Source organism: Mesorhizobium sp. M0037, assembly GCF_040323635.1.
In the GTDB taxonomy this organism is placed as follows: Bacteria; Pseudomonadota; Alphaproteobacteria; order Rhizobiales; family Rhizobiaceae; genus Mesorhizobium.
In genome coordinates this window covers 1-26,441 of sequence record NZ_JAMYVB010000029.1, presented here as the reverse complement: position 1 = coordinate 26,441, position 26,441 = coordinate 1, and the positions used below count along the sequence as shown (strand labels likewise).

The window sequence follows — 26,441 nt, the reverse complement described above, 5'->3', positions numbered from 1 at the left end:
TGAGCGTCGCAAAGGTTGACGCCGCCCCTCATCCGCCCCTTCGGGGCACCTTCTCCCGGTGAACGGGGAGAAGGCAAGAATTGCGCAGCGCTCAGCCATCGGCGTCACCCTTTGCCTCAGCCGCACGCCCCGCGGCGCGGTCGGCGGCGAGCGCCTGCGCCATCAGCACCAGAAGCATGATGGCGATCAGCGCCATCGCCAATGCCGCGCCAAACGGCCAGTCATTGGCGGTCAGGAACTGGTCGTAGACGAGGTTGCCGATCATCTGGAAGCGGCCGCCGCCAAGCAGCGCCGGGGTGACGAAATTGCCAATCGACAGCACGAAGACGAAGACGGCGCCCGCAGCGATGCCGGGCACGGTCAGCGGCAGGATGACACGTCGGAAGGTGGTGGCGGCCGAAGCGCCGAGATCGCGCGATGCTTCGGCCAGTTCCGGGTTGAGGCGCGACAGCGGCGCGTAGCAGGCGAGGATGACGAAGGGCAGATAGTTGTAGACGAGGCCTGCGATGACCGAGCCTTCGGTATAGAGCATCGAGGGCGGTTCGCCGGTGTAGCCGAACCAGCGCAAGAGCTGGGTGATCAGCCCTTCGCGGTTCAGCAGCACGATCCAGGCATAGGTGCGGATCAGGTAGTTGGACCAGAACGGCAGCACGGCGAAAAACAGGAACACCGGCTGCCACCGGCGTGGTGCGGCGGCAATTGCATAGGCCGCGGCATAGCCGATCACGACTGCGATGAGCGTCGCGGTACCGGCGATACGTGCTGAGTTGAGGAAGATGCCGGCATAGAGTGGGTCGAAGACCAGCCCGAAATTCCCCAGCGTGAAGGTGTAGTCGATGCCGCCATAGACGCCGCGCCGGAAGAAGGCGAGCGCCAGCACCAGCGCGCATGGCACCACCATCAGCGCGGTCAGCCAGACCAGCGCCGGGGCCATCAGCAGAAAGGAACGGGAGGTCCGCGTCACGCCGCACCCCCCTCTGCCCTGCCGGGCATCTCCCCCTCAAGGGGGGAGATTAGCAGTTCCAACCTCTCGCTTGCTTTCAAACGTCGAAGATCGGCGAAAGCGACGCCACAGCCGATCTCCCCCCTTGAGGGGGAGATGACCGGCAGGCCAGAGGGGGGCGTGAAGGAACGCAAGCTTGCTTCCAGCAATCGAAGTGGCAGGCCGCTTACTGCGCGGCCTTGATCTCGCTGACGATCTTGGAATAGTCGCGCTGGGCTTCGCCGACGTCACGCAACTGCTCGAACTTGACGAGATCGGCCACCGGCATCGCCATGTTGGGGAATTTGGCCAGGAAGTCGGCCGGCAGGCTTTCCATCGCCGGCTTGTTCGGCACCTTGTAGTCGATGTTCTGCGCCGCCCAGGCGTGGTTCTTGGCGTCGAGCATGAAGTTGATGAACTTGAAGGCGTCGTCCTTGTGCTCGGACGCCTTCATCACCACCATCGTGTCGACCCAGAGATCCGAGCCCTCTTTTGGGATGACGTATTTGATCTCGGGCTTGTCGGCGATGCCGTAATTGCACCAGCCGTCCCATGCCTGCACCATCAGGGCCTCGCCGGACACCAGCTTGGAATAGAAGGTGGTGTCGTCATAGGCGAGCAGGGTCTTCTTGGCCGAGATCAGCAGGTCCTTGACCTCGGCCATCTTGGCCGGATCGGTCTCGTTGACCGAATAGCCCTTGTCCAGCTGCCCGGCGGCCAGCAGCCAGCGGTCGGTCGCCAGCATGGTGGTCTTGCCCTTCATCTCGTCGGAAGGGGCGAGCAGGTCGCTCCAGCTCGTGGGCGCCGTCTTGACCAGGTCAGAGCGGTAGCAGAGGCCCGTCGTGCCCCAGGTGTAAGGCACGGAGAAAGCGTTGCCGACATCGTGCGGCAGCTTGGTCGCTTCGGGATAGAGGTTGGCGAGGTTGGGGATATTGGCATGATCGATCGGCTCGGTCAGGCCAAGCTTGTTTAATACTTCGGCGAAGGGCGAGGAGACGAAGACCACGTCATAGCCCTTGCCGCCGGCGGCAATCAGCTTGCCCATGATCTCTTCATTGGTGGCGTGCACCACCACTTCGCCGGCAACGCCGGTGGCGGTCTTGAAAGCGGCCATGGCGTCGGGTGCCATGTACCCATCCCAGTTCGAAATAACGAGGTCGGCTGCGGCGGCCGGCACCGAGAGCGTCAGGGCGAGACCGAGAGCGATTGAGGATGTATTGAGCGCACGGCGCCGCAGGCTGGTAGCGGTCATGGCAGTCTCCCATTCGGTTTGATCGTCGAAATCATTTGCCGGACCAGGGCCGGCGACGCGCGCGCCTGCCTCGATCCTGTTCCCTCGGTCTTTTCTCGCCGATTGTGCCGACAGTACTATTGCAGAAAAAAGTACGTCAATCCATAATCTGTCAACCGACGGACGAATTTGGCCGATTGTCCCTGTTCCGGCGATCAGCCAGACCAATGCGCCACATTCGCATTCGAGAAAAGTCATGCAAGCCGTAGCCAGACGACCTCGCACCAACCATCTCGATCTGGCGCAACGCATCCTGGATGTGGCGCGGCAGCGTGGCTTCGAGCCTGGCGCCCGCCTGCCCGAACAGCAGATCGCCTCGCTGTGCAATGTCTCGCGCACGCCCGTACGCGCGGCACTCGGCCTGCTCGCGGAACGGGGCGTGGTGCGCTGGGAGGCCGACAGCGGTTATCATCTGACGGTCGACCTCGCCGCCCAGCCCGCCATTGCCGCCGAACTACCCAGTGCGGAGGAAGACGAGCTCGCCGAAGCCATCCTGCGCGACCGCTCGGCGCGACGGTTGGACCAGACGGTGACCATCGCGGGGCTGATGCGACGCTACGACGCTGATCGCAAGACGGTACTAAAAGCACTTAACAAACTGACCGACGAGAATCTTCTGGATCGTGCGCCTGGGCAATCCTGGTTGTTTCGCCGCGCGCCGGACGATCCGGAGGCGCAAGGCGAAAGCTACGAGTTCCGCCTGGTGCTGGAGCCGGCGGCCATCCTGACGCCAGGCTTTCGGCTGGACGGGGCGCGGGCAGCAATGTTGCGGCAAGGCATGGAAGCGCTTGCAGCGCTGCCGGACGAGACATTCGACACGCGCGAGTTCCAGCGGCTGGACATGGATTTTCATGGCATGATCGCCGAGGGCTGCGCCAACCGTTTTGTGTCGGATGCATTGGCCGATCATCTCCGCCTGCGCCGGCTGCCGGGCATCTATTCCGGCGTCAACGTGTTTCGGCTGCGGCAATCGTTGCGCGAACACTCGGGCATACTCGACTATCTTGAAAGCCGGCAGTATGAGGTGGCTGCCGATCTGCTTCGCATCCACCTGCGGCTCTCCCGCAGCCAGCGACCGCAAGCAGCCAGCCGCGGAGCTCCCGCACTGTTCGGCATGATCAGCCGGCCGGATTGAAGAGGAATAATTGACGCGTAAAGCCAGCCCGACCATCGCGCTGTTTCCCGAAGCCAGTTTCGGCGCCGCGTTGAATTGCGTCGGTATCGCACAGGCATTGCGCGCACGGGGCGCTCGCCCCGTCTTCATCTGCCATGCCGGCTTCTCCGGCGTCTTTACCGACTATGGCTTCCAGGAATACCATCTGCCGACAGATGAGCCGCTGAGCGACAGCGACCGCCAGAGCTATTGGCAGGCCTTCGTGCGCCGGCACCTGCCGCATTTCCGGCTGAGCCCGATCGACCAGCTCGAGACCTATGTCGCGCCGACCTGGCAAGCGATCGTCGACACCGCCGTCAACGCCGAGGCGCCGCTGCGCCAATTGCTGGCGCGGCTGAAGCCGGACGCGGTGGTGCTCGACAACGTCATCATGTTCCCGGCGATCGCCGCCGCCGGCTGCCCGTGGGTGCGCGTCGTCTCCTGTGCCGAGACGGAACTGCCGGATGCCGAGGTGCCGCCCTATCTCTCGGGGATGGGTGCCGACGACCCGCAACGTGCGGCGTTCGAAGCGCGCTATCTCGCGGCCTCCGCACCCGCGCATGAGCGCTTCAACCGTTTTCGTGCGGATGCCGGCTTGGCGCCGTTGCCCAAGGGCCTGTTCCTCGAGACATCACCCGACCTCAATCTGCTGCTGACGCCAGCGATCGTACGGCGTGAGCGGGCCGAGCCGCTCGACCCCAAACGCTTTGTCTATCTCGAAGGCTGCGTGCGTTCGGAAGGGCCATTCGAGGTGCCGGTGTTTCCGCGCAATGGCGGCCCGCTGGTCTATGTCAGCTTCGGCAGTCTCGGCGCGATGGATGTCGGGCTGATCGAACGCATGTTCGCCGTCTTCGACCGGCTGCCGGCGCGCTTCATCGTCAATGCCGGCGGCCTGCGCGACGCCTACCGCGCGGTGCCGGACAATGTCTATCTCGACGCCTGGTTTCCGCAGCCTTCGGTGGTGGCGAAGTCGGACCTGTTTATTCATCACGGAGGAAACAACAGTTTTTGCGAGGCGCTGCGCTTCGGCGTGCCGTCGCTGATCATGCCCTATTGCTGGGACGGACATGACAATGCGCAACGCGCGGGAGAGACGGGTGTCGGCGACCATATCGGCCGCGACGCCTGGACGGAAGGGGGATTGGAGAGAGCCATTCTCGGCCTGCTGGCCGACGATGCGATGCGCGCCCGCCTCAGGGACAATGCTGCCAAGATGGCGCTGACCCCTGGAACGGATGTGGCCGCGCAAGCCATACTCTCTCTCATAGGTACGTGAACCAAAATGCAGGACAAAGATACCAACACCGCTCTCTTCACCGGCAACGATCCCAAGGTCTGGCTCGCCCAGCATGGCATCACGGAGGTCGAGTGCCTGGTGCCCGACATGAATGGCGTGCTGCGCGGCAAGGCGCTGCCGACAGCAAAATTCCTCAAGGCGCTGGAAGACCGCGCACTCTACCTGCCGAGCAGCGCTTTCCTGGTCAGCATCGATGGTCGCTACTCCGGTTCGATCGACGAAGGCTTTGCCTATCAAGACCCGGATATGCGCATGGTGCCTGATATGTCGACGCTGTGCCTGGCGTCGGGCGGTGGCGCTGGCAAAGCCTATGTCTTCGCCGACGCCTTCCACATGGAAGGCAAGCCCTGGATGGCCTCGCCACGACATGTGCTGCGCGCCGTGCTCGATCTCTACCGGAAGCGCGGTTGGCGCGCGGTGGTGGCGCCGGAAGTCGAATTCTACCTGACCGCGCCCAATCCGAATCCCGACCAGCCGCTGACGGCACCGGTTGGCGCCAATGGCCGCGCCGAGGGCTCGCAGCATCCCTACGACATGGTGGCGCTGGAAGAATTCGAGCCGGTGATAAGGCGCGTCTATGATTATGCCGCAGCCGCCGGCCTGCCGCTCGACACGCTGATCCATGAATCGGGCACCGCGCAGCTGGAGATCAATCTGCTGCACGGCGACGCGGTGCCACTCGCCGATCAGGTGCTGCTGTTCAAGCGGCTGACTCGCCAAGCGGCGCAGCAGAGCGGCATGCACGCCACCTTCATGGCCAAGCCGATCGCCGCGCAGGCCGGCAGTTCGATGCATCTGCACATGTCTGTCGTCGATGAAACGACAGGCGCCGCGCTGTTTGCCGACAGAGATGATGCAGACACCGAAATGTTCGGCCATTTCATCGGCGGCCTGCAGAGATATGTGCCCGAGATCATGCCGCTGTTCGCACCCAACGTGAACTCGTTCCGCCGCATCCGGCCGAACCACAGCGCACCGGCCAACATCGAATGGTCGCATGACAACCGCTCTTGTGGCCTGCGCGTGCCGGCAGGTGGCCGCGCCGCCCGGCGGGTAGAGAACCGCTTGCCGGGAGCGGATTGCAATCCCTATCTGGCGATCGCCGGTTCGCTGCTTGCCGGCTATCTCGGCGTCGAGCAGAAACTCGCGCGCTCGGCCGAGGCCTCAGGCAATGCCTACAAGATCAAAAGCACGCTGCCGAAAACCATGGAGGAGGCGCTTGATCGTTTCACCGCTTGCGAGCCGGTGCGGGCATTGCTCGGCGAGGATTTCTTCCAGACCTATCTGCGCGTCAAGAGCGTCGAGCTCGACCTGTTCCAGAGCGTGGTGACGAGCTGGGAACGCGATCACCTGCTGCTGAAGGTGTGATCATGGCCGCCAGTTCAACGGGTTTCAATTCCGGTCTCGATATCGGCAAATCCTATTATGTCGCCACCGCCAATCCGGCGCCGGACCATCCGGCGCTGGTGGGCGATGTGGACGCCGACCTGGTGGTGGTCGGTGGCGGCTGCACCGGCCTGTCGGCCGCCCTTCATGCCGCCGAGCGCGGCCTGAAGGTGGTGCTGCTCGAAGGCGGCAAGATCGGCTGGGGCGCGTCGGGCCGCAATGGCGGCCAGATGATCCCCGGCCTACGCAAAGGCGCCAAGGGGCTGGTCAAGCTCTACGGCCCCGAGCGGGCGAAGGCGCTGTTCGACCTAGCCTTCGAGGCGCGGGGCCTGGTGCTCGACATCATCGAGCGCCACGCCATCGACTGCGATCTGCGGCTGACCGGCCATCTCGTCGGTGCCGTTAATGGCTCCGACCTCAGGGATCTCGAAGACGAGGCCAAATGCCTCGAGAGCGTGATGAAGTTCCGCGACGTCGAGATCCTGTCTGCGGCGCGGGCACGCGGCAAGGTGGACACGCCCTATCATGGCGCGATGTATGAGCCGCTTGGCGGCCATATGCATCCGCTGAACTACACGCTCGGCCTTGCCCGTGCCGCCGTGGCGGCCGGTGTCGTCATCCATGAAACTTCCGTCGCGGTAAAGCTGGAGCGCGAGCCTTCGATCCGGGTCTCGACGGCGAAGGGGTCGGTAAGGGCCAAACATGTCGTGCTGGCCGGCGACGCGCTGCTGCATGGGCTGGAGCCGCGCGTCAACAGCCGCATCATGCCGGTCGGCAACTATATCGTCGCCACCGAGCCGCTGGAGGGCAAGCGCAATGTGATCCCGGCCAATGTGGCGGTGTCCGATACACGCTTCGTCGTCAACTACTACCGCATGTCGGCGGACGGTCGGCTGCTGTTCGGCGGCGGCGAGCGCTACACGCCATCGCCGCCGGCCGACATCGCCGGCTTCGTGCGGCCGCACATGGAGGCCACCTTCCCGCAACTGAAGGGCTGCCGCATCGATCATGCCTGGGGCGGCCTGGTGTCGGTGACCACGTCGCGGCTGCCGCATGTCGGGCACTATGGCGAGGTCTATTTCGCGCATGGCTATTCCGGCAAGGGCGTCATCCTGTCAACGCTGTCGGGCAAGCTCTTGGCCGAAGCGATTACGGGCGACGCCTCGCGGCTGGACCTGTTCTCGACGCTGACGCCGATGCCGTTCCCGGGCGGTACGGCGCTGCGGGCCCCGCTCTATGTGCTGGGGATGTTGTGGTACGCCATGCGCGACCGCATCAAGCATTGAGGCTGCGGCCGGCGGGCGCGAAATCATTGGAGGCGATTGCATGCGTGATTTTCAGTTCCCCGGACGCTCGCCAGTTCGCGCGACAGAAGCGATGGCGGCGACATCGCATCCGCTGGCGACGCTGGCCGCCATCGACATGCTGCGCGCCGGCGGCAATGCCATGGATGCCGCTGTGTGCGCTGCGGCGGTGCAAGGCGTCGTCGAGCCGCAATCGACCGGCATCGGCGGCGACTGTTTTGTGCTCTACAGCCCCAAAGGCGAGGGCGAGGTGCTGGCCTTCAACGGCTCGGGGCGATCGCCTGCTGCTGCAAATGCCGATTGGTTTCTGGAGCGGGGCCATGGCGAACTGCCTGGAACCGGACCGCATGCCGTCACCGTTCCGGGCGCCATCGACGCGTGGTGCCGGCTGCTTGAAGATCACGGCAGGAAGGGCATCGACGCCGCGCTGGCTCCGGCCATTCGCTATGCCGAACAAGGCTATGTCGTTCATGATCGCGTCGCCTTCGATTGGGCTGACGAGGTCGCCCTGCTCGCCGCCGACGAACATGCGGCGCGGATCTTCCTGCCGAACGGCCGGGCACCACAGGCCGGTGATGTGCATCGGCAGCCGGAACTCGCGGAAACCTTGCGCATAATCTCGAAGCAAGGTCGCGCCGGCTTCTATGAGGGCGAGGTCGCCGGCGATCTGGTGGCGCGTCTCGGCGCGCTGGGCGGGCTGCATGCGCTGGACGATTTCGCTGCAACCAAGGGCGACTACGTCAAGGCGGTGAACACGTCCTATCGCGGCTACGACATCCGTCAGATGCCGCCAAACAATCAGGGCGTGACGGCGTTGATCATGCTGAACGTGCTTTCCGGCGTTGCGCTCGGGTCATTGGAGCCGAACAGCGCCGAGCGGCTGCATCTCGAGATCGAAGCCGGCCGGCTTGCCTACCAGGATCGCGATACTTTCATCGGCGACCAGGATTTCGTCCAGGTCCCCGTCGAACAACTGCTGTCGGCAGCCTATGCGGAGCGGCTGCGCGCCGCCATCGATCCGGCCCTCGCCATGACGCATCTGCCGCGGCTTGAGCTGCCGCGCAGCGACACCGTCTATATCTCCGTGGTCGACCGCGACCGCAATGCAGTCAGCTTCATCAACTCGACCTTCGGTTCCTTCGGCAGCGGCGTCGTCGGTCCCAAGACAGGCGTCGTGCTGCAGAATCGCGGCAGCAGTTTTCGCCTCACGGAAGGCCATCCAAATCGTATCGCGCCGCGAAAGCGACCGATGCACACCATCATGCCTGGCATGGCGACGCGAGGGGGTAAGGTGGTGATGCCGTTCGGGGTGATGGGCGGCGGCTACCAGCCGTTCGGCCATGTCCATCTGCTGACCAACATGATCGATTTCGGGATGGACCCGCAGCAGGCACTGGATGCGCCACGGGTGTTCTACAAGGACAATGCCGTGCTGGCCGAGCGCGGGATTCCGGCTGAGGCGATCGCCGGCCTGCGTCAGCGCGGCCATCAGGTTTCGATCGCCGAGGAGCCGCATGGCGGCGGCCAGTTGGTGCTGATCGATTGGGAAAAGGGCACGCTCACCGGTGCCTCCGATCCGCGCAAGGACGGTTGTGCGCTGGGCTACTGATCTGCGTTGCTGGAATGCGCATTCAGAACCAGATCAGCCAGACAAGCTGCAGGATTACCAGTGCAATGGCGTCCCAGAAGATGAGTTCGCCTGTCGAGAACCAGCGCCGCGACCGGTTGAAGCTGTAGAACAGCCACCAGACCAAGGCTGCGGCGGCCAGCGGCACCAAAGCGAGCAGCGTGCTCACGGCAGCCGCGCTCCCGACACAGCATCGAATGTGTGCAGCGCTGCCGGCGGAAAGCGTAGATAAAGCGGCTGGCCGGGATCGAAAGCGCGATCGTCATTCACAGTCCTGACGATCAGCGCGTTGGCCTCGCTATTGGCGAAGATCAGCACGTCCGGCTCGACCGGTTCGACGACGTCGACGGCAAACAGGATGGCGTCGCCGGCAGTCGCGTCGACAAGCTGGATCTGTTCCGGGCGAATGCCGAGCACGATGGGACCATCAGGCTTTCCCGGAAGCGGGCAAGTGAAACCGCTGGCGTGGAAGACGCCGGCGCGGACATCGCCATCGAACGTGTTCATCGCTGGACGGCCGATGAATTCGGCGATGAAGCGATTGGCAGGCCGCCGATAGATCTCGCGCGGGTCGTCGTACTGGATCAGTGCGCCTTCGCGCAACACCGCGACCCTGGTCGCCAGCGTCATCGCCTCTTCCTGGTCGTGGGTGACGAAGACGAAGGTCTTTTTCAGCTCGCGATGCAGACGCTTCAGCTCGGTGCGCATGTGGAGCCGCAACAAGGCGTCGAGATTGGACAGCGGCTCGTCCATCAGACAGAGGCTCGGCTGCCAGACGAGTGCGCGGGCCACAGCCACGCGCTGCGCTTGGCCGCCCGACAATTGCGAAGGGCGGCGGTCGAGGTAACGGGTGATTTCGAGCAGCTCGGCCATGGCGCGGACGCAGCGGTCAAGCTCGGCGGCCGGCATCTTTCGGATGCGCAAGGGATAGGCGATGTTCTCGTAGACGCTCTTATGGCTGTAGAGCGCATAGTTCTGGAACACCATGCCCATGCCGCGCAGGCGCGGCGGCAGGTCGGTGACATTGAGGCCCTCGACCATGATGCGCCCGGCGGTCGGCCGCTCCAGCCCGGCGAGCAGCCGGCAGGCTGTCGTCTTGCCGGAACCGGACGGGCCGAGCAGAACCAGGAATTCGCCGGGCTCGAAAGCAAGATCGAGCGCCTGCAGCGCCACCGTCCCGTCCGGGAAGGCCTTGGTGACGCCGTCGAAAACAATTGCCATACAAGATCCCTTCAACCCTTGACCGCGCCGAAGGTGAGGCCGCGGACGAGCTGTTTCTGGACAAGGAACGTGAAAAGCACGATCGGCAGCGTTGCCACGATCGCGACTGCCGCGACCTGTCCCCAGAGCGTGCCATGCGGCGTCACCAGCCCCGGTATGCCGACGGTCAGCGGCCGCCCGTCGAAAGCGACGAGGATGAAGGCATAGAGGAACTCGTTCCACGACAGGATGAAGCAGAGCACGGCCGTTGCGCCGATGCCGGGCGCGGCCAGCGGCGCGACGACGAAAAAGAATGCGCCGAGCCGCGAGCGGCCGTCCATCATCGCGGCCTCGTCGATCTCCCTGGGGATTTCGGCGAAGAAGCCGCGCATCATCCAGACGACGAGCGACAGGTTGAAGGAGGTGTGGGCGATCACAACGGCGTAGATGGTGTCGATCAGGCCCAGCGAGGTGAAGAACAGGAACAGCGGGACGGCGATTGAGATCGGCGGCGCCATGCGCGTGGTCAGGAAGAAGAAGAACAGGTCTTCCTTGCCGGGAAAATCCGAGCGGGCAAAGCCATAGGCCGCTGGCGCGCCGATGACGATGCAGAGTATGGTCGACGACACCGAGATCAGCACCGAATTGATCGCCAGCGGCCAGTATCCCTTGTCGATGAAGACGGCGGGATAGTTGGCAAGCGTCGGCGAAAAAATCCATTTCGGCACAGAAGACAGAAGATCGACGCGGTTCTTGAACGACGCCAGCACCATCCAGACATAAGGCGTCAGCGACACCACGACGGCGACGAGCAACACCGCCCAGGCAAAGCTTTTCCAGGCGCGGTTGGTGGATTGATCGATCATCGCCGCGCCCTCAAAACGCCGCCGCCTGCTTGCGGCTCGACCAGTAGACGGCCTTGTAGAAGACCGAGCACAGGATCAGCACGACGAGGTAGATCATGAAGGCGACCGCGGCGCCGTAGCCGAGGTCCCAGTTACGGAAATTGACGCGGTAGGCGTAGATCGAGACCAGCTCGGTCAGCGTTCCCGGACCGCCGCCGGTCATCAGGAAAACCTTGTCGAACTCCTTGAAGGCGTCGATGCCGCGCAGCAGCAGCACGAGCGCGATGACCGGCCGCAGCAGCGGCAGCATGACGTCTCGGAAAATCTGGAACGGTTTGGCGCCATCCATCATTGCCGCCTCGAACGGCGCGCGCGGCAGGCTCATCATGCCGGCGAGCATGATCAGGGTGACGAAAGGCGTCCACTGCCAGACATCGATGGCGACGATGGTCGGAAACACCAGGTCGGGTGCCGAAAGCACCGCCGAATTCTGCGCCAGCAGACCGACCTTGCGCATGTAGAAGGTGAGCATGCCGAAATCGCCCTGCAACAGCAGCCGCCAGATCAGCCCGACGGCGACCGGCGCGATCATCATCGGGATGAGCAGCAGTGTGGTGAGAAGCCGCTGGCTGGCGACGAAGCGGAAGATCAGGAAGGCCAGCGCAAAGCCGAGCAGGAACTCAAGGCCGACGGCGATGACGACGAATTTCAGCGTCAACAGGAACGATGCCCAGAAGAATGGGTCGTTGCGCATCAGCTTGCGGAAATTGTCGAAACCGACGAAGGCGCCGGCATGGCTGGCGTCGGCGAAGCTGAGGTCGGTCAGCGCGGTGTAGACCATGTAGTAGAACGGGCCGACCAGGAAGACGACGACGAGCAGGGTCGCCGGCAGCATCAAGAGCGGCCCCACCCCACGGTCGAGAAGCGGCATTCCGCGCGGCGATGGAGTGCGGTTCGTCACGGGCGTTTCCTGCGGACAAGAACGGCTACCCGCTTGTGCGGGTAGCCTCTGCGCGACATCTCAAGGCCTATCGTGCCGGATAGGTCATGGGTGCGCAAGAACCGAGCAGTGTCGAGATGTCAGTGGCGGCGGTGTCAAGGGCGGCCTGCGCCTCCTTTTCGCCGGCGAGGTAGGATGACAGTTCGCGCACTAGTATGTCGGTCATCTCGGCCGATTGCGGCAGCGTCGCCTTCGGCACCGCATGCTCGTTGGCCTCCATCGAAGCCTTGGCATAGGGCAGCTTCTGCACCTCGGCGGAGGCATAGACATCCGGCCGACCTGAAGCGCCGCCATTGAGATGCTGTTCGAGCTGGCGGTCATAGCCCATCATCCACTGGACGAAGAGGAAGGCGGCCTGCTGGTTCTTCGAATAGACCGGGATCAGATAGGTCCAGCCCTCGACCTGGCCGATCTTCCCGCCGTCGCCTTGCGGCACGAGATCGAAGCCAACCTTGCCGACCACGGTGGAGGCCGTGGTGTCGACCGACACGGCATAGGTTGCGTCGTTCCACATGATCAGCTCGGCGACCTTGGCTTGCTGCATCAGCGCCATGACATCATCCCAGAAATAGTTGAGGCTGTCCGGCGGCGAGAATTGCAGCAGGCTCTTGTAATATTCGAGCGAGGCGACGGCCTTGGGGCTGTTGACGATGACCGGGCCGCAGGCCGAGCCGCTCTTCACGTCGAGCACGTCGCCGCCGAAGGAATAAAGGAAATTGAGCCACTCATACCACAGTGCCTCATGGCGCTTGCCCTGCAGGGCGGTGCCGTAAAAACCCTGGTCGGGGCGATAGAACCATTCGGCGATATCGCGGTATTGCTTCCAGTCCTTGGCGGGAGCGAGGTCGTAGCCATACTTGGCCTTGAAGCCTGCCTGCTCCTTGGGATCGGCGAGCAGGTCCGAGCGATACCACATGAACATGTTGAGCACTGTGAAGGGGAAGCCGTACTCCTTGCCGTCATACCAGGAGATTTCGTGCCAGGCGGTCTGGTAGAGCTGCTTCTCCGGCTCGAAGCTCGGATCGCGCAAAGCCGGGTCGGCCATCATCTTGGCGATTTCGACCAGATGGTTGTTGGTGGCGAACTTGCCGAGTTCGCGATGCGGCTGGATGATGACGTCGTAGCGGCCGCGGTGCGAGTTGAGATCGAGCTGCACCTTGTTGACGGCTTCCGAGTGCTCGTACATCTCGACTTCGACATGGATGCCGGTCTGTTTTTCAAACTCCGGCGCCATCTTCTTCAGCGCTTCGAGCGGCGGCAGCGCCTCGCCGACCATGCGGATGGTCTGGCCGCTATAGCGTTTCGACGCCTCTTTCAGATCCCACGCGGCCGCTTGTGTCACTTGCCACGTCAGGGGCCACACAAATACGACTGCGACGAGCAGTCTGGACGCGGTACGTCTCAGCGGCTTGAGCATTCTTCCCTCTCCCTAGAAGTCGTGCCTGGCGGGCCGGCGCCCGTTTTGTCATAAAATGTGTGGTACTGCAAATCAAAATGTGGCACCTTGCAACAAATGGTTGGGAGGTGTTAACAGAACGGCAGCAAACCGGCTTTCCCGACCAGGCGAGGGACCTTTCGGATGGACTTCATCTTCATGCTGACGCGCAACGATCGCACGGTCGAGGACTGTCTCGACCTGGTCGGTTTGATTGAGCCGGTCGGCCTGAAGCATGTCGGCTTCAAGGATATTGGCGTCGCGCCGGATGTGCTGCGCAAGCTCGCTGTCGCCATTGGCCGGACAGGCGCCACCACTTACATGGAAGTTGTCTCGACGACGGCTGAGGCCTGCCTTAATTCCGCGCGCATCGCCAGGGATCTCGGCATCCAGCGCCTGCTCGGTGGTACCCAGGTCGACGAGATCATGGCGTTGCTGGAGGGGAGCGGCACCGAATACTACCCTTTTCCCGGGCGGCCGGTCGGCCATCCGACCAAGCTCGGCGGTTCGGCTGAGGATGTCGAGGCCGACTGCCGCGCCTTTGCCGAGAAGGGTTGTGCGGGATGCGACATCCTCGCCTATCGCGCCACCGAGGCCGACCCGGCCGAACTGGTGCGCGCAGCCCGGCGCGGGCTTGGTCCGTCGCGGCATCTGATCGTCGCCGGCGCTGTGGCATCAGCCGATCGCATCAAGGCAATCAAGCTGGCCGGCGCCAACGCTTTTACCATTGGCACAGCGGTTTTCGATGGCTCCTATTCGCCGACGAAAGGTTCTATCCTCTCGCAACTGCGGGATGTCCTCGCGGATTGCGAGCGTGTCTAATGCCAGTCATCGGCATCGATCTCGGCACACAAAGCCTAAAGGCGATCGTTGTCGATGACGAATTGCGGCTGCGTGGCGAGGCCGCTGTGTTGTACCAGCCGGCCTTCCCGGCGCCCGGCTGGGCCGAACAGAACCCGGCGCTGTGGCTGGCGGCGCTCAAGCCGGCCATTGCCGGCGCGCTCGACAAGGCTGGGCTTGCGCCGTCCGACATCAAGGGTATTGCCATTGCCGGCCAGCTCGACGGCTGCGTCGCGGTCGATCGCAATGGTGAGGCGCTGGCTTCGTGCATCATCTGGATGGACCGGCGGGCGGCAGGAGAGATCGCCGGCATCGACCCGGACTTCATCCGTGAGCGCACCGGTCTCGTTCTGGACGCCACCCATATGGCGGCGAAAATCCGCTGGGCCGCGCGCAACCTGCCCGAAGCGCGCCGAGTGGCGCTCTGGCATCAACCTGTATCATTCGTGGTCGCAGCGTTGTGCGGTCGTGCCGTCATCGATCACGCGCTGGCCTCGACGACCATGCTCTATGGGCTGAAGGAGCACAATTATGCCGGCGATCTGCTGGCGGCCTTCGACATCGATGCAGATAAATTGCCCGGCATCGACGATGCATCTGAGATCGCCGGCGCCTTGACCCACGCCGGCGCCGAGCTCACCGGTCTTCCTGTGGGCACGCCGCTGGCGGTCGGCACCGGCGATGATTTTTCGGCCGCCATAGGCGCCGGGGTTGTCGTGCCCGGTGTCGTCGCCTGCAATCTCGGCACGGCCGAAGTGGTCGGCGCGGTGTCCGGCACGCTTCGCCTCGACCCCGGCGGCCTGGTCGAGACCCATGGCTTTCTCGGCGACGGCTATTTCATCTCCAATCCCGGATGGCTCTCGGGCGGGGCGGTGACGTGGTTTCTAACAACCTTCGGCGTCGATTCGCCGGCGGCGATGTCGGAACTGGCGGCGACGGTGGTTGCCGGCAGCGACGATTTGCTGTTCTTGCCCGCGTTGTCCGGTGCCATGGCGCCGCGCTGGATCGCCGAAGCGCGTGCCGCTTTCTACGGCCTGACATCCTTCCACGGCAAAGCCGCTTGTGCCCGTGCCGTGCTGGAGGGCTGTGCCTTTGCCATGCGCGACGTGGTCGACCGGCTGGACGATCTCGATATCGCGACGGATCGCATCCGGCTCTCAGGCGGTGGCGCGCGCAGCCGGGTATGGGCGCAAATCCGTGCCGATGTCAGCGGCAGGCCGGTCGAGATCGCAGGTGCGGCCGATGCCTCGCCGATCGGTGCGGCAATCCTTGCCGCCGCGGCCATCGGCCTTACCTCCTCAGTGCAGCAGGCGGCTGAAAGGCTGGCCGGCCACATCGAGACGATCGACCCTGATCCTTCCGCCAAGGCCGCCTACGACAGAAGTTACCGCCGGTATCGCACCTTATTCGATGCCCTGACCCCGCTTCATGCTGACTGACCGGACTGCATCCTATGTCCAGACAAATGCTCGATCGCCTTATTGCCGGCACGCTGCCTGACCCGGATAGCCAGGGAATGCTGTCGGTGCCGCTGAAGACCATCGTCATAGGGCGCGGTCTCGGCGACGAGGCCGATGCGCTGGTCAAGCCGCTGCCGCTCGGCCGCAAGCTCGCCGTGGTCATGGATCCCGACACAAGGCTGGCGCTGGGTGAGAGGGTGTCGATCGGACTGCGTGGCAGCAGCGATGTCGACAAGATCATCCTGCCGCGCCATCCGCATCCGGACATGGACGCGGTGCGATCGGTGATCGCACGCACGAAAGACGCCAGCGGCCTGGTCGCGGTCGGATCTGGCTCGATCAACGACATCACCAAATATGCTGCCCATCTCACCCAAAAACCTTATGCGGTGTTCGGCACCGCGCCATCGATGAACGGCTACACCTCGGTGTCGGCGGCAATCACCGAGGACGGCCTGAAGAAATCGCTGACGGCCAGCCTGCCGGTCGGCGTCTTCCTCGATCTCGATGTCATGGCGCGGGCGCCGCACCGGCTGATCGCTGCCGGCTTCGGCGATTCGATGGCGCGGCCGACCGCGCAGACCGATTGGCTGATGGCGCATCTGTTGCTCGGCACGCCCTACAGGCAGGCGCCGTTCATGCTTCTGGCCGAGGACGAGAAGGCGCTCATCGCCAAGGCCGGCGAACTCGGGACCGGCGACCTTGAGGCGATGGAAGTGCTGGTGCGCACGCTGGTCATGTCCGGTCTCGGCATGACACTGTGCGGCGGCTCTTATCCGGCCAGCCAGGGCGAACATCTGATCGCCCACTATATCGACATGCGGGGCCAGGGATTGCCTGAGGCGCATCACGGCGAACACGTAGCGGTGACGACGTTGACGATGGCGCGGCTGCAGGAGCGCGTGCTGGCACTGCCGGAGCTGCAGCTCGCGCCGTCCGCGGATACGCCAGAACGCTTCATCGAGATCTTCGGCGAAACGCTCGGACGTTCCTGCTGGGCGGCATTCAAGCCCAAGCTGCTGGACCGCGAACGGGCAAACGCCATCAACACCATGCTGGCCAGGCAATGGCGCTCGCATCGTGAAAGGCTGGTGCGGGTGGCACGCCCGGCGCGCGAGATCGCGGCAGCACTGCGCGCCGCCGGCGCGCCGACCACGCCGCAGGAGGTTGCCATACCGGCTGGCTTCTACGACGAGGCGGTCGCCAATGCGCGGCTGATCCGCGACAGGTTCACCATGCTCGACGTCGCGGCTGCCTCGCTCGAAACGGTTGCGGCGGGAGCCTGAGCGGGTGCTGCGTCCGCTTGCCGACTTCACCGCGCTAGACCGGCGCAACATCGCCGTCGTTCTGACCGATATCGACGACACCTTGACCGACAAGGGACGGCTGCCGGCAAAAGCCTATGCGGCGCTCGAGCGGCTGAAGCAGGCCGGCTTCCTTGTCGCGCCGGTGACCGGCCGCCCTGCCGGCTGGTGCGACCTGATCGCGCGGCAATGGCCGGTCGATGGCGTGATCGGCGAGAACGGCGCTTTCTATTTCCGCTATGACGGCACTGCCAAGCGCATCGTTCGTCACTATGCCAGGAGTGCCGGGGAAAGGCAGGCTGACGCGGCGCGCCTGCGCGAGATCGAACGCGCCGTGCTCGCGGAAATTCCGGGTGCGGCGGTCGCCGCTGACCAGGCCTATCGCGAAGCCGATTTGGCGATCGATTTTCGCGAGGATGTCGCGCCGCTGCCCAAATCTGAAGTGCTGAAGATCGTCGCTATCTTTCAGCGCTATGGAGCGGCGGCGAAAATCTCGTCCATCCATGTCAATGGCTGGTTCGGCAAATACGACAAACTGTCAACAAGCCGGCTATTCTTGCGCGACTGTTTTGGTATAGACATAGACCACGACAAGGACAGCATTGTCTTCGTCGGCGATAGTCCAAACGATGCGCCAATGTTCGGCTTCTTCCCCAACAGCGTCGGTGTCGCTAATGTGCTGGACTTCGCCGGCGAACTTCCGGCATCTCCTGCCTTCGTCACAAGCGGGCGCGGCGCGCAAGGGTTTGCCGAGCTTGCCGACGCACTGATTGCTGCAAAGGGAATGGAATAATCATGGATCAGGGCCGACTGACGAAGAAGGAGCGGCACGCGCTTATCCTTTCGGAAGTGCGCCGGTCGGCGTCCATCCGCATCTCCAAACTTGCACGGCGCATCGGCGTCGCCGGCGAGACCATCCGCCGCGATCTCATCGAACTCGGCGATGCCGGGCTGATCAACCGCACCTATGGCGGTGCGACGATCTCGCTGGTGACATCAGAGCCGGTGATTTCGGAGCGCGGCCTGACCCTGGTCGAGGAGCGCGCCCGCATCGGCCGCGGCGCAGCGGGCCTGGTCCAGAAGGGCCAGATCGTGATGATCGATGGCGGTTCGACCACTTATGAGGTGGCGCGCAACCTTTCGCAGCTGAAGCGCGACCTGACCATCATCACCAATTCCACCGGCGTGGCCTCGGTGGCCGGCGCCAATCCGACCTTCCGCGTGCTGCTTTGCCCCGGGACCTATGACAGCCGCGAAGGCAGCGTGCTTGGCGAAGACACCGTCGAGTTCCTGCGCCGCTACAATGCCGACGTCGCCATTATCGGGGCATCGGGGATAAGCGCCGATGGTCCGAGCGACATGATCTCGGGCGCCGCAGCCGTTAAACGCGCAATGATATCGCGTTCACTGTCGACGGTGCTGGTGGTGACCCACGACAAGTTTGGCCGCAGCAGTCTGGAACGCATCTGCGGGCTCGATGACATTGCCGATATCGTCACCGACAGCGAACCGAAGGCCGACCTGCGCACTGCTGCCGAACAGGCGGGCACGGAGCTGCATGTGTTTGCCGCCGACTGATCAGCATTGGCTATCCGGCGGCATCCCTGTTGGTCAGCGCGATGTGGCAGCAGCCGGGGCCGTGGCCCGGCGTCCAGGTGACATTGTCGAAGCGCACGCCCGTTGCCTCGAACAGACCACGGTCGAAAGCGCCGGCGATGCGGCAGAGCGTGGCGAGTTTTTCATCACCGACACCGGCCTCGACCCAGGCGTCCTTCAGCGGACAACGCTTCACCTTGAAGGCGATGTGGTCCGGCCCGCGCTCGACATCGGTCGGATACATCAGGCCGCCATCCGGGCTGACGGCCAAAAATGCCTCGCCGATGGCCGGCGCGTCGTTAGGTCCGAAACGGGCGAAGGCGGCCGCCGCCACCTCCTTGCCGCGCTGCTCGATGGTGCGGATCATGATCGCCTCGGCCTTTTCCGCGCCGAGTTCGCCGGTCAGCTCGTCGAGAAACAGACGGTAGAGATCGGCGCGGTTGCGGAAGGCGGAATCGAGTTCGCGCGAGAGTTTTTCGGCTCTGGCTTCTGGTTCGGTCATGGTACTTGCCTGCTGCTTCTGTCCAATCTTGGCGCCGCCGCAACCAGCGCCTTGCCGATTGCCGATTGCGGCGCGTCGACTACGTTGCGGGGGTCGCCGCTCTCGGCGATCCGCCCGGCGTTGAGAAGAACGACGCGGTGGGCGATGGCCCGTACGACGCCGAGATCATGCGAAATGAAGAGATAGGCGATCCGTTCCCTGGCTTGCAGGTCGAGCAGCAACTCAAGGATCTGTCCGCGGACCGAAACGTCGAGCGCCGACACCGCCTCGTCGAGCACGATCAGCGACGGTTTGGTCGCGATGGCTCGGGCGATGGCGACGCGCTGGCGCTGGCCGCCGGAGATTTCGTGAATGGCGCGCGGGGCGAGATCGGCTGCCAGCCCGACGCGATCCAGCAAGGCAGCAATGCGGGCCGGCCTCTCGGCGCGGGAAGCGATGGCATGGATGCGCAAGGGATCGTCAAGCACGCGAGCCACCGTGGCGCGCGGGTTGAACGCGGCGAGCGGATCCTGGAACACCATTTGCAGGCGCGCGCGCTTGGTGCGCAGGGCCGCACCCTTCAAGAGCAGAAAGTCATCGCCTTCGAATTGGACGGTGCCGGCGTCGGGCTCGATCAACCTAAGCACCAGCCGCGCGATCGTCGACTTGCCGCTGCCGGAGGGCCCGGCCAGCGCCAGCGTCTCGCCGGGTTCGATGGCGAAGGAGACACCGTCGACGGCCGCGATGGCCTTGCCGCCACGACGGTATCGCTTGGTAAGACCGGAGACGGTGAGCAAGTTCATGCCGGCGCCCGTCGTAGCAGCGGATCGGCGTCGAGGCCGAGATGGGCGTTGAGCAGCGTTCGCGTATAGGCATGGCGCGGGGCGTTTATGATTTGCTCCGTCGGGCCGAGTTCGATCAGTTCGGCGTTCCGGAATACAGCGATACGCTCTGCGAGTTCGGCGGCCAGCGCGATGTCGTGGCTGATGAACAGCAGCGTCATGCCGTCCTCCGCCACCAGTTGCCGAATGAGGCTGACGATTTCGGCTTGCACAATGGTGTCCAGCGCGCTGGTCGCCTCATCGGCGATCAGCAGTTTCGGACCGGCTGCAATGGCCGCGGCAACAGCAACGCGCTGCTTCTGGCCGCCGGAGAGCTGGTGCGGGAAAGCACGCATGGCGGTTTGTGGGTCGGGCAGCCGGACACGTTGGAGCAGGGTTTTGGCTTTGGCGTAAGCTTGTGGCCAGTCGAGGCCGAGGTGGGTGCGGGCGACTTCGGCGATCTGTTTGCCGACGGTCATGACGGGGTCGAGGCTGGCGGAGGGGTCCTGGAAGACGAAACCAATGTCGCGACCGGGAAGGGGGAGCGTGCTGGGCTCGGTTAATTTGAGAGGTCGGCGTTCCGTCACACCCCCCTCTGTCCTGCCGGACATCTCCCCCGCAAGGGGGGAGATTGCTCTCTCATCTCCGCCTTCGCCAACCACGAACGTTGCAGAAGGGAAGCCGTCGGCAAAGCTGCTGATCTCCCCCCTTGCGGGGGAGATGTCCGGCAGGACAGAGGGGGGTGGGAAGGATCGCGGCGCCTGAAATTGCCACTTGACATGCCCTTCAATCTTGGCGCTCGCCGGCAGCAGTCCAGCCACCGCCAGCGCCAGCGTGCTCTTGCCCGAACCGCTTTCGCCAATGATCGCCAGCCGCTCGCCGGCAATAACATCCAGGCTGACCCCCTTCAGCGCCGTCACCTCGCTGCCATCTCGCCGATAGCGCACTGACAGATCGCGTATCTCAGCCAGTGCGGTCACGACAGGCTCCTCCGCACCGCCGTCGTTTCGACCACGCCTTCGCCGGTGAGATAGACGCCAAGCACGGTCAGCACCAAGGCGATGCCCGGAACGATCGACAGAAAGGGCGCGGTGCGCAGCACAGTGCGGCCCTCGGCGATCATGCCGCCCCAAGTGACGCGATTGGGGTCGCCGAGACCGAGGAAGGACAGCGCTGCCTCGGTGAGGATCGCGGCGGCCACGATCACCGAGGACAAGGCCAGCACCGGCGGCAACGCGTTGGGCAACACCTCGCGAAAAGCGATCTCAAGCGGATGCATGCCGATGACGCGAGCGCCGGCGACGTAATCGCGCTCGCGGATCGACAGCACTTCGGCGCGCGCTACACGCGCCGGTCCGGTCCAGGCGCCAAGCGCTATTGCCGTGACGACGACGCCGAGCGACGGCCCGACGACGCTGACGAAGGCCAGCGCCAGGAGAAAACTCGGCACCGTCTGGAAGGCATCGGTGATGCGCATCAGCCCCTCGTCCACAAGGCCGCCGGCAAAGCCGGCCAGCGTGCCGACGACCGCGCCGATGAAGAGTGCCGCCGCTGCCGCCGCCAGGCCGACCGCCAGCGAGGTGCGGGCGCCGTGGAACAGTTCGGCCAGCACGTCACGGCCGAGCCGGTCGGTGCCGAGCGGCAGCGACCAGTCCTGGAAGGGCGGCAGCAGTGCTGGTCCGGCAATGGCCTGCGGGTCGCCGGGGAAGAGCAGCGACGCAAACAGCGCCATGGCGAACAGAAGCGCCAGGATGATCGCGCCGGCGACCGCTTCCGGCCGGCGCAGGAACCGCGGCAGCGCGCTCACGCGCTGGCCTCGCCGGCGCCGACGCGCGGGTCGAGGAAGGCGTAGGCGATGTCGACTGCAAGGTTGATGGCAATGACGAGGACGGCGCTGGTGAGGATGATGCCGAGCAGCAGCGGCGTGTCGCGCGAAGCGACCGCTTCCTGCGCCAGCCGGCCGAGCCCGGGCACGGCAAAGACGCTTTCGATGACGACGCTGCCGCCCAGCATCTGCGCCGATTGCAGGCCGAGCATGGTGACCAGCGGCAAGAGCGCGTTGCGGGCGACATGGGCGAGCACGATGCGGCGGCGTGACAGCCCCCTGGCGCGGGCGGCGAGTACAAAATCCTGTCGCCACGCCTCGGCCATGCCGGCGCGCATCATGCGCAGATAGAGCGCGAGATAGATGAAGCCGAGCGCGGAAACCGGCAGGACGAGGTGGACGGCGATGTCGGTGGCGCGGTCAAAACCGGTCTTGTCCGAGGCCAGGCTCTCGATGCCGCCGATCGGCAGCCAGCGCAGGTCAACGGCAAAGACGACGATCAGCACCAGGCCAAGCCAGAAACCCGGCACGGCATAAAGCGCCAGCGAGCCGATCGACAGGAAGCGGTCGCGAAAGCTGCCGGGTCTGGCGCCGGCGTAGATGCCGAGCGCCGAGCCCAAACCGAAGGAGAGCGCGGTGGCGGTCACCATCAGGAGCAGTGTCGTCGGCAGGCGTTCCAGGATGACATCGCGAGTTGGCCGCGAGAAGGTAACGGACTGGCCGAGGTCGAAATGCAGTAGCGCCCAGAGATAGTTCGCGAGCCGTGTCAGCTCGGACTGGTCGAGGCCCCAGCGATGACGCAGCAATTCGATCATGCCGGCGTCGCCGCCGGTCGAGACGATGTAGGCGTCGACCGCGTCACCGGGGGCGGCTTCCAGGAGGAGGAATGTGCCGATGATGACGATCAGCAGCACGAAGATGCTGCCGGCGAGGCGACGGCGGGTGAGGGTGAGGGCGCGGGTCATGGGGGACGCATGGCGGCGCGCCAGTCGGGAGAGGTGCGGTGTCTAGGCACCCCCCTCTGTCCTGCCGGACATCTCCCCCGCAAGGGGGGAGATTGGATGTCGCCTCTGCCTTCGCCAATCTTCGATGCCGAATGTACGCGACAGCGAAGCTGCTGATCTCCCCCCTTGCGGGGGAGATGTCCGGCAGGACAGAGGGGGGTGTGACGAAACGAGGCCCTACGCCATGCCTTCACACCAATTTCTTTGCGAACTTTCATCCGCGCAAATGTGTCACGATTCCAGATAGGTGTCCGCCCAGTTCGACACCGCCCATCGCGGGTTGTTGGCGATGTTGCCCACGGTATCGCGCGCGACGCTGATGAAGCTCCATTCGGCGACGTTGATCAGCGGCAGGTCCGCCGCGACCTGTTTCTGGAATTCCTTGTAGAGGTCGGTGCGCGCTGACGTATCCAGCGTCTCCGAAGCCTTGGCGATCAGCGCGTCGAGCGCGGCGTTCTTGTAGCCGCCCTGGTTGGAGAACGGCACGCCGTCGGGAATGCCGCTCTGGACCAGGATGGTGGTCGAGATCGCCGGGTCGCCGCGGAACACCGGCGGGCCGACGGCGAGGTCGAAGGCGTGGTCGGTGTAGACGGCCTTGATGTGCGCGGCCGAGTCGTTGTTGATGATCACGGCGTCGATGCCGATTGCCGCCAGCGCCTGGCGCAGATAGTCGCCGAACTGCTTGGTCTCGTTGAAATAGGGTGCCGGCAGGAGTTTCAGCGCAAAACGCTTGCCGTCATCGGCGCGCTTGTACCCCGCGTCGTCGAGCAAGGTGTTGGCCTTGGCGACGTCGAATGGATAGATCGGCACGTCGGCAGTGTAGAATTGCGGATCGTTCTTCGGCACCGGGCCGGTGGCGGTGGCGGCATAGCCGAGGAACACCGTCTTGACGACGAAGTCCTTGTCGATGGCATGCGCGATCGCCTGGCGGACCTTCACGTCGGCCAGTTCCTTGCGGCGATGGTTGATCTCGACGACGAGCTGATAGGTCAGCCCCTCATAGCCCTTGGAGATCACCTTCAGGCCCGGCACCTTGGAGATGCGGTCGAGGTCGGCCAGCGGCACGGCGGAGAAGGCGGCGAGCTGGATCTCTTCCGCCTCGAGCGCCGCTGCAGCCGACGTGCGGTCGGGTAGCACCTGGTAGATGATCTCGTCGAGATACGGCTCGTCCTTGGCCCAGTAATCCGCATTCCTGGTCAGCTTGTAATACTGGCCGGCCTTGTATTCGCCGAACTTGAACGGCCCGGTGCCGATGGGTGCATTGTTGGCCGGGTTTTCCTCGATCTTGCCGACCTCGTAGATGTGCTTCGGAACCACGCTTGACAGCGCCGGCAAGGCGTTGCGGATCAGCTGGAACGGCGTCGGCTTGGCGAATTTGAACACGGCGGTCAGATCGTCAGGGGTGTCGACGCTGGCCAGATCCTTGAACACGGTGCGGCCGAGATTTTGCAGCGGTTTCCAGATCTGCAGCGCCGAGAAGGCGACGTCGGCCGAGGTGAACGGCTTGCCGTCATGCCATTTGACGCCCTCGCGTAGTTTGAACGTCACCGACAGGCCGTCGGCCGCGCCCTCCCAGCTGAGTGCCAGCCGCGGCTGGAGCCCGTCCTTGCCGTCGAAGGAGGCCTCGGCCAGCGTTTCGACGATCTTGCTGGAGATGAAGAAGACGCCGTTGGAGGCGACGATCGCAGGATTGAGATTGCGCGGTTCGGAATCGGCGGCGAGCACCAGCCGCCCGCCCTTCTTCGGCGTCTGCGCCCAGCTGAATGTGGGCATGGCGGTGGAGGCCAGCAGCAAAGCTGAGCCGCCTAGCAGCGTGCGTCTGGAAATATCCGACATGATCAAACTCCGTCCTCTCCGCGACCAGATGGGCGCACCCCTCGGAGCTGGCGGCACCCGCCAGCATCCTCACGGCGATTATGGCCCTTGCCAAGGGTTTCGCCAGAGACGGAATTGGCGCATCCTTGCTTGGCTTTGAAATTTTCGTCCGCTGGACCAGTTTAGAGGTAGCCCTTTCATTCTGATATTCTGGTAGGACCAGATTGCCTAAATGTGCAGCAATGACGACTTGGTGACAGCCTGCCGAACCATCTAACCTGTTTCTGGCTAGACCAGAGTGGACGAAATGGTGCAGATTTGATCGAAGCCAAGGGATTGGACGCAGTACGGCCGGCGATCCCACTGATATCAGGGAGAGAAAGATGAACATTGCCCCGGGCAAGAGCGCCGTCAGCAATATCCCGTTCGACCAGGCGAGGGTCGACCGGCTGATGGAAGAGGCCGGCATCGATGTTCTGCTCGCGACGTCCAAGCACAACACGCAGTATCTGCTTGGCGGCTACAAGTTCATCTTCTTTGCCGCCATGGATGCGATCGGCCATAGCCGTTACCTGCCTATCGTCCTCTATGAAAAGGGCGGGCCCGATCATGCCGCCTATATCGGCAACCGCATGGAAGGCGCCGAGCACCAGAACAACCCATTCTGGACGCCGACGCTGCATGCCGCCTGCTGGGGCACGCTCGATGCTGCCAATCTTGCGGTTGAGCACATCAGCAAGATCGGCAAGGCAGGCGCCCGCATCGGCATCGAGCCGGCCTTCCTGCCGTCGGACGCCTATGCGCTGATCCGCAGGGCGTTACCGGATGCCAGGCTGATCGACGCGACCGGCATGCTGGAGAGCATGCGCGCCATCAAGACGGACGCCGAGCTGGAAAAGCTGCGTATTGCCTCCGAGCTAATCACGGATTCCATGCTGGCGACCATCCAGTGGGCGCATGAAGGCACGACCAAGGCGGAGATCATCGAGCAGCTGCGGCGTGAGGAAACCAATCGCGGCGCGCATTTCGAATATTGCCTGCTGACGTTGGGCGCCAGCCACAACCGCGCGGCGTCACTGCAGGCTTGGAAAAAGGGCGAAGTGCTGTCGATCGATTCCGGCGGCAATTATCACGGCTATATTGGCGATCTCTGCCGCATGGGCATTCTGGGCGAACCGGATGCCGAACTGGAAGATCTGTTGGCCGAGGTCGAGACAGTGCAGCAGGCGGCGTTCTCGAAGGTGAGCGCAGGCACCGTCGGCGGCGATATGATTTCGCATGCCGAGGGCGTGCTGAAGGCCTCCAAGGTCGCGCCCTACACGGATTTCTTCGCCCACGGCATGGGGCTGATCACGCATGAGGCTCCGTTCCTGATGACCAACCATCCGGTGACCTATGAAGGCACCTATGCCGCCAAGCCGCTCGAGACAAACATGGTGCTGTCGGTGGAGACGACCATGCTTCACCCGACGCGGGGGTTCATCAAGTTGGAGGACACGTTGGCGGTGACGGATACGGGATATGTGATGTTTGGGGATCGGGCGCGGGGCTGGAATAGAGGTGGGGCTTTATAGAACGAAGGCCGGCGCCGCCCCTCATCCGCCTGCCGGCACCTTCTCCCCGTAGAACGGGGAGAAGAAGGCAGCTCGGGCGATTGGCGAAATCGCCGATGAAAGTGTCCAGCCGATACATGGGTAACACTTTGAACCGGATACATAGGTGACACTTCTCTCCCCCTATGCGTCCGCCGCAGCGCCAAGCGGATTGGTTGGCGC

The 26,441-nt window shown here is 64.1% G+C and carries 24 protein-coding genes; 11 read left to right on the top strand and 13 right to left on the bottom strand.

Annotated elements, in window-relative coordinates; translation table 11 throughout:
• Positions 1-91: 91 nt before the first annotated feature.
• The gene (locus tag NKJ78_RS29045) at positions 92-934 is read right to left on the bottom strand and encodes an ABC transporter permease (RefSeq protein WP_352459794.1); all 843 of its coding nucleotides are present in this window, start codon (positions 932-934) and stop codon (positions 92-94) included.
• Positions 935-1,169: 235 nt separating this feature from the next.
• On the bottom strand, positions 1,170-2,234 hold the full coding sequence (locus tag NKJ78_RS29040) for a polyamine ABC transporter substrate-binding protein (protein WP_352459780.1): 1,065 nt from the start codon (positions 2,232-2,234) through the stop codon (positions 1,170-1,172).
• Between the two features lie 235 nt (positions 2,235-2,469).
• Between NKJ78_RS29040 and NKJ78_RS29035 the strand changes: the two genes are divergently transcribed.
• Genes NKJ78_RS29035 through ggt form a run of 5 tightly spaced genes read left to right on the top strand, consistent with a single transcriptional unit; the run spans position 2,470 to position 9,022 of the window.
• Entirely contained in the window at positions 2,470-3,408 is a 939-nt protein-coding gene (locus tag NKJ78_RS29035) for a GntR family transcriptional regulator (protein WP_023685712.1), read from the top strand.
• A gap of 10 nt (positions 3,409-3,418) precedes the next feature.
• Positions 3,419-4,702 carry a glycosyltransferase gene (locus tag NKJ78_RS29030; protein ID WP_352459781.1) on the top strand — a complete coding sequence of 428 codons (1,284 nt, stop codon included), beginning with the start codon at positions 3,419-3,421 and terminating at the stop codon, positions 4,700-4,702.
• A gap of 6 nt (positions 4,703-4,708) precedes the next feature.
• On the top strand, positions 4,709-6,091 hold the full coding sequence (locus NKJ78_RS29025; RefSeq protein ID WP_352459782.1) for a glutamine synthetase family protein: 1,383 nt from the start codon (positions 4,709-4,711) through the stop codon (positions 6,089-6,091).
• 2 nt (positions 6,092-6,093) lie between these two features.
• Positions 6,094-7,395, top strand: coding sequence for an NAD(P)/FAD-dependent oxidoreductase (locus NKJ78_RS29020; RefSeq protein WP_352459783.1), 1,302 nt, complete (start codon positions 6,094-6,096; stop codon positions 7,393-7,395).
• Positions 7,396-7,435: 40 nt separating this feature from the next.
• Positions 7,436-9,022 carry a gamma-glutamyltransferase gene (gene ggt / locus NKJ78_RS29015; protein ID WP_352459784.1) on the top strand — a complete coding sequence of 529 codons (1,587 nt, stop codon included), beginning with the start codon at positions 7,436-7,438 and terminating at the stop codon, positions 9,020-9,022.
• 22 nt (positions 9,023-9,044) lie between these two features.
• Here the strand turns inward: ggt and NKJ78_RS29010 are convergent, their stop codons facing one another.
• From NKJ78_RS29010 to NKJ78_RS28990, 5 genes are all read right to left on the bottom strand, one after another.
• On the bottom strand, positions 9,045-9,209 hold the full coding sequence (locus NKJ78_RS29010; protein WP_023685717.1) for a hypothetical protein: 165 nt from the start codon (positions 9,207-9,209) through the stop codon (positions 9,045-9,047).
• Positions 9,206-10,261: an ABC transporter ATP-binding protein gene (locus tag NKJ78_RS29005; RefSeq protein ID WP_352459785.1), complete on the bottom strand. Its 1,056-nt coding sequence runs from the start codon at positions 10,259-10,261 to the stop codon at positions 9,206-9,208. The genes NKJ78_RS29010 and NKJ78_RS29005 overlap by 4 nt, the downstream gene beginning before the upstream one ends.
• Before the next feature lie 11 nt (positions 10,262-10,272).
• Complete coding sequence (locus tag NKJ78_RS29000; RefSeq protein WP_023737493.1) at positions 10,273-11,106, bottom strand: carbohydrate ABC transporter permease; 834 nt, start codon at positions 11,104-11,106, stop codon at positions 10,273-10,275.
• A 10-nt stretch (positions 11,107-11,116) separates the two neighbouring features.
• Positions 11,117-12,046: a carbohydrate ABC transporter permease gene (locus NKJ78_RS28995; protein WP_156932370.1), complete on the bottom strand. Its 930-nt coding sequence runs from the start codon at positions 12,044-12,046 to the stop codon at positions 11,117-11,119.
• A 67-nt stretch (positions 12,047-12,113) separates the two neighbouring features.
• A complete protein-coding gene (locus NKJ78_RS28990; protein ID WP_023746998.1) occupies positions 12,114-13,427 on the bottom strand; it encodes an ABC transporter substrate-binding protein in 1,314 nt (437 codons plus the stop codon).
• A gap of 237 nt (positions 13,428-13,664) precedes the next feature.
• Here NKJ78_RS28990 and NKJ78_RS28985 point away from each other — a divergent pair, with 237 nt between their 5' ends.
• From NKJ78_RS28985 to NKJ78_RS28965, 5 genes are read left to right on the top strand one after another with little or no spacing between them, the layout of a single operon-like run.
• The gene (locus NKJ78_RS28985; RefSeq protein ID WP_023737496.1) at positions 13,665-14,342 is read left to right on the top strand and encodes a beta/alpha barrel domain-containing protein; all 678 of its coding nucleotides are present in this window, start codon (positions 13,665-13,667) and stop codon (positions 14,340-14,342) included.
• Positions 14,342-15,799, top strand: a complete 1,458-nt coding sequence (locus tag NKJ78_RS28980) for a xylulokinase (RefSeq protein WP_352459786.1) — start codon at positions 14,342-14,344, stop codon at positions 15,797-15,799. Before NKJ78_RS28985 ends, NKJ78_RS28980 begins: the two co-directional genes overlap by 1 nt.
• Before the next feature lie 14 nt (positions 15,800-15,813).
• Positions 15,814-17,106, top strand: coding sequence for an iron-containing alcohol dehydrogenase (locus tag NKJ78_RS28975; protein WP_352459787.1), 1,293 nt, complete (start codon positions 15,814-15,816; stop codon positions 17,104-17,106).
• A gap of 7 nt (positions 17,107-17,113) precedes the next feature.
• Positions 17,114-17,917, top strand: a complete 804-nt coding sequence (locus NKJ78_RS28970) for an HAD-IIB family hydrolase (RefSeq protein ID WP_023692036.1) — start codon at positions 17,114-17,116, stop codon at positions 17,915-17,917.
• 2 nt (positions 17,918-17,919) lie between these two features.
• Positions 17,920-18,702, top strand: a complete 783-nt coding sequence (locus NKJ78_RS28965) for a DeoR/GlpR family DNA-binding transcription regulator (protein WP_023686645.1) — start codon at positions 17,920-17,922, stop codon at positions 18,700-18,702.
• Positions 18,703-18,712: 10 nt separating this feature from the next.
• Here NKJ78_RS28965 and NKJ78_RS28960 read toward each other — a convergent pair whose 3' ends face one another.
• From NKJ78_RS28960 to NKJ78_RS28935, 6 genes are all read right to left on the bottom strand, one after another.
• Positions 18,713-19,222 (bottom strand): L-2-amino-thiazoline-4-carboxylic acid hydrolase, encoded by a 510-nt coding sequence (locus NKJ78_RS28960; protein ID WP_023704257.1) that lies wholly within the window; start codon positions 19,220-19,222, stop codon positions 18,713-18,715.
• Positions 19,219-20,004, bottom strand: a complete 786-nt coding sequence (locus NKJ78_RS28955) for an ATP-binding cassette domain-containing protein (protein WP_023704256.1) — start codon at positions 20,002-20,004, stop codon at positions 19,219-19,221. The genes NKJ78_RS28960 and NKJ78_RS28955 overlap by 4 nt, the downstream gene beginning before the upstream one ends.
• Entirely contained in the window at positions 20,001-21,002 is a 1,002-nt protein-coding gene (locus tag NKJ78_RS28950; protein ID WP_023804580.1) for an ABC transporter ATP-binding protein, read from the bottom strand. The genes NKJ78_RS28955 and NKJ78_RS28950 overlap by 4 nt, the downstream gene beginning before the upstream one ends.
• Positions 20,999-21,829, bottom strand: a complete 831-nt coding sequence (locus NKJ78_RS28945) for an ABC transporter permease (RefSeq protein WP_023735154.1) — start codon at positions 21,827-21,829, stop codon at positions 20,999-21,001. Before NKJ78_RS28945 ends, NKJ78_RS28950 begins: the two co-directional genes overlap by 4 nt.
• Positions 21,826-22,812: an ABC transporter permease gene (locus NKJ78_RS28940; RefSeq protein ID WP_352459788.1), complete on the bottom strand. Its 987-nt coding sequence runs from the start codon at positions 22,810-22,812 to the stop codon at positions 21,826-21,828. The genes NKJ78_RS28945 and NKJ78_RS28940 overlap by 4 nt, the downstream gene beginning before the upstream one ends.
• A 270-nt stretch (positions 22,813-23,082) precedes the next feature.
• On the bottom strand, positions 23,083-24,687 hold the full coding sequence (locus NKJ78_RS28935) for an ABC transporter substrate-binding protein (RefSeq protein WP_502901635.1): 1,605 nt from the start codon (positions 24,685-24,687) through the stop codon (positions 23,083-23,085).
• Between the two features lie 362 nt (positions 24,688-25,049).
• Between NKJ78_RS28935 and NKJ78_RS28930 the strand changes: the two genes are divergently transcribed.
• Positions 25,050-26,240: a M24 family metallopeptidase gene (locus NKJ78_RS28930; protein WP_286440122.1), complete on the top strand. Its 1,191-nt coding sequence runs from the start codon at positions 25,050-25,052 to the stop codon at positions 26,238-26,240.
• Positions 26,241-26,441 lie beyond the last annotated feature (201 nt).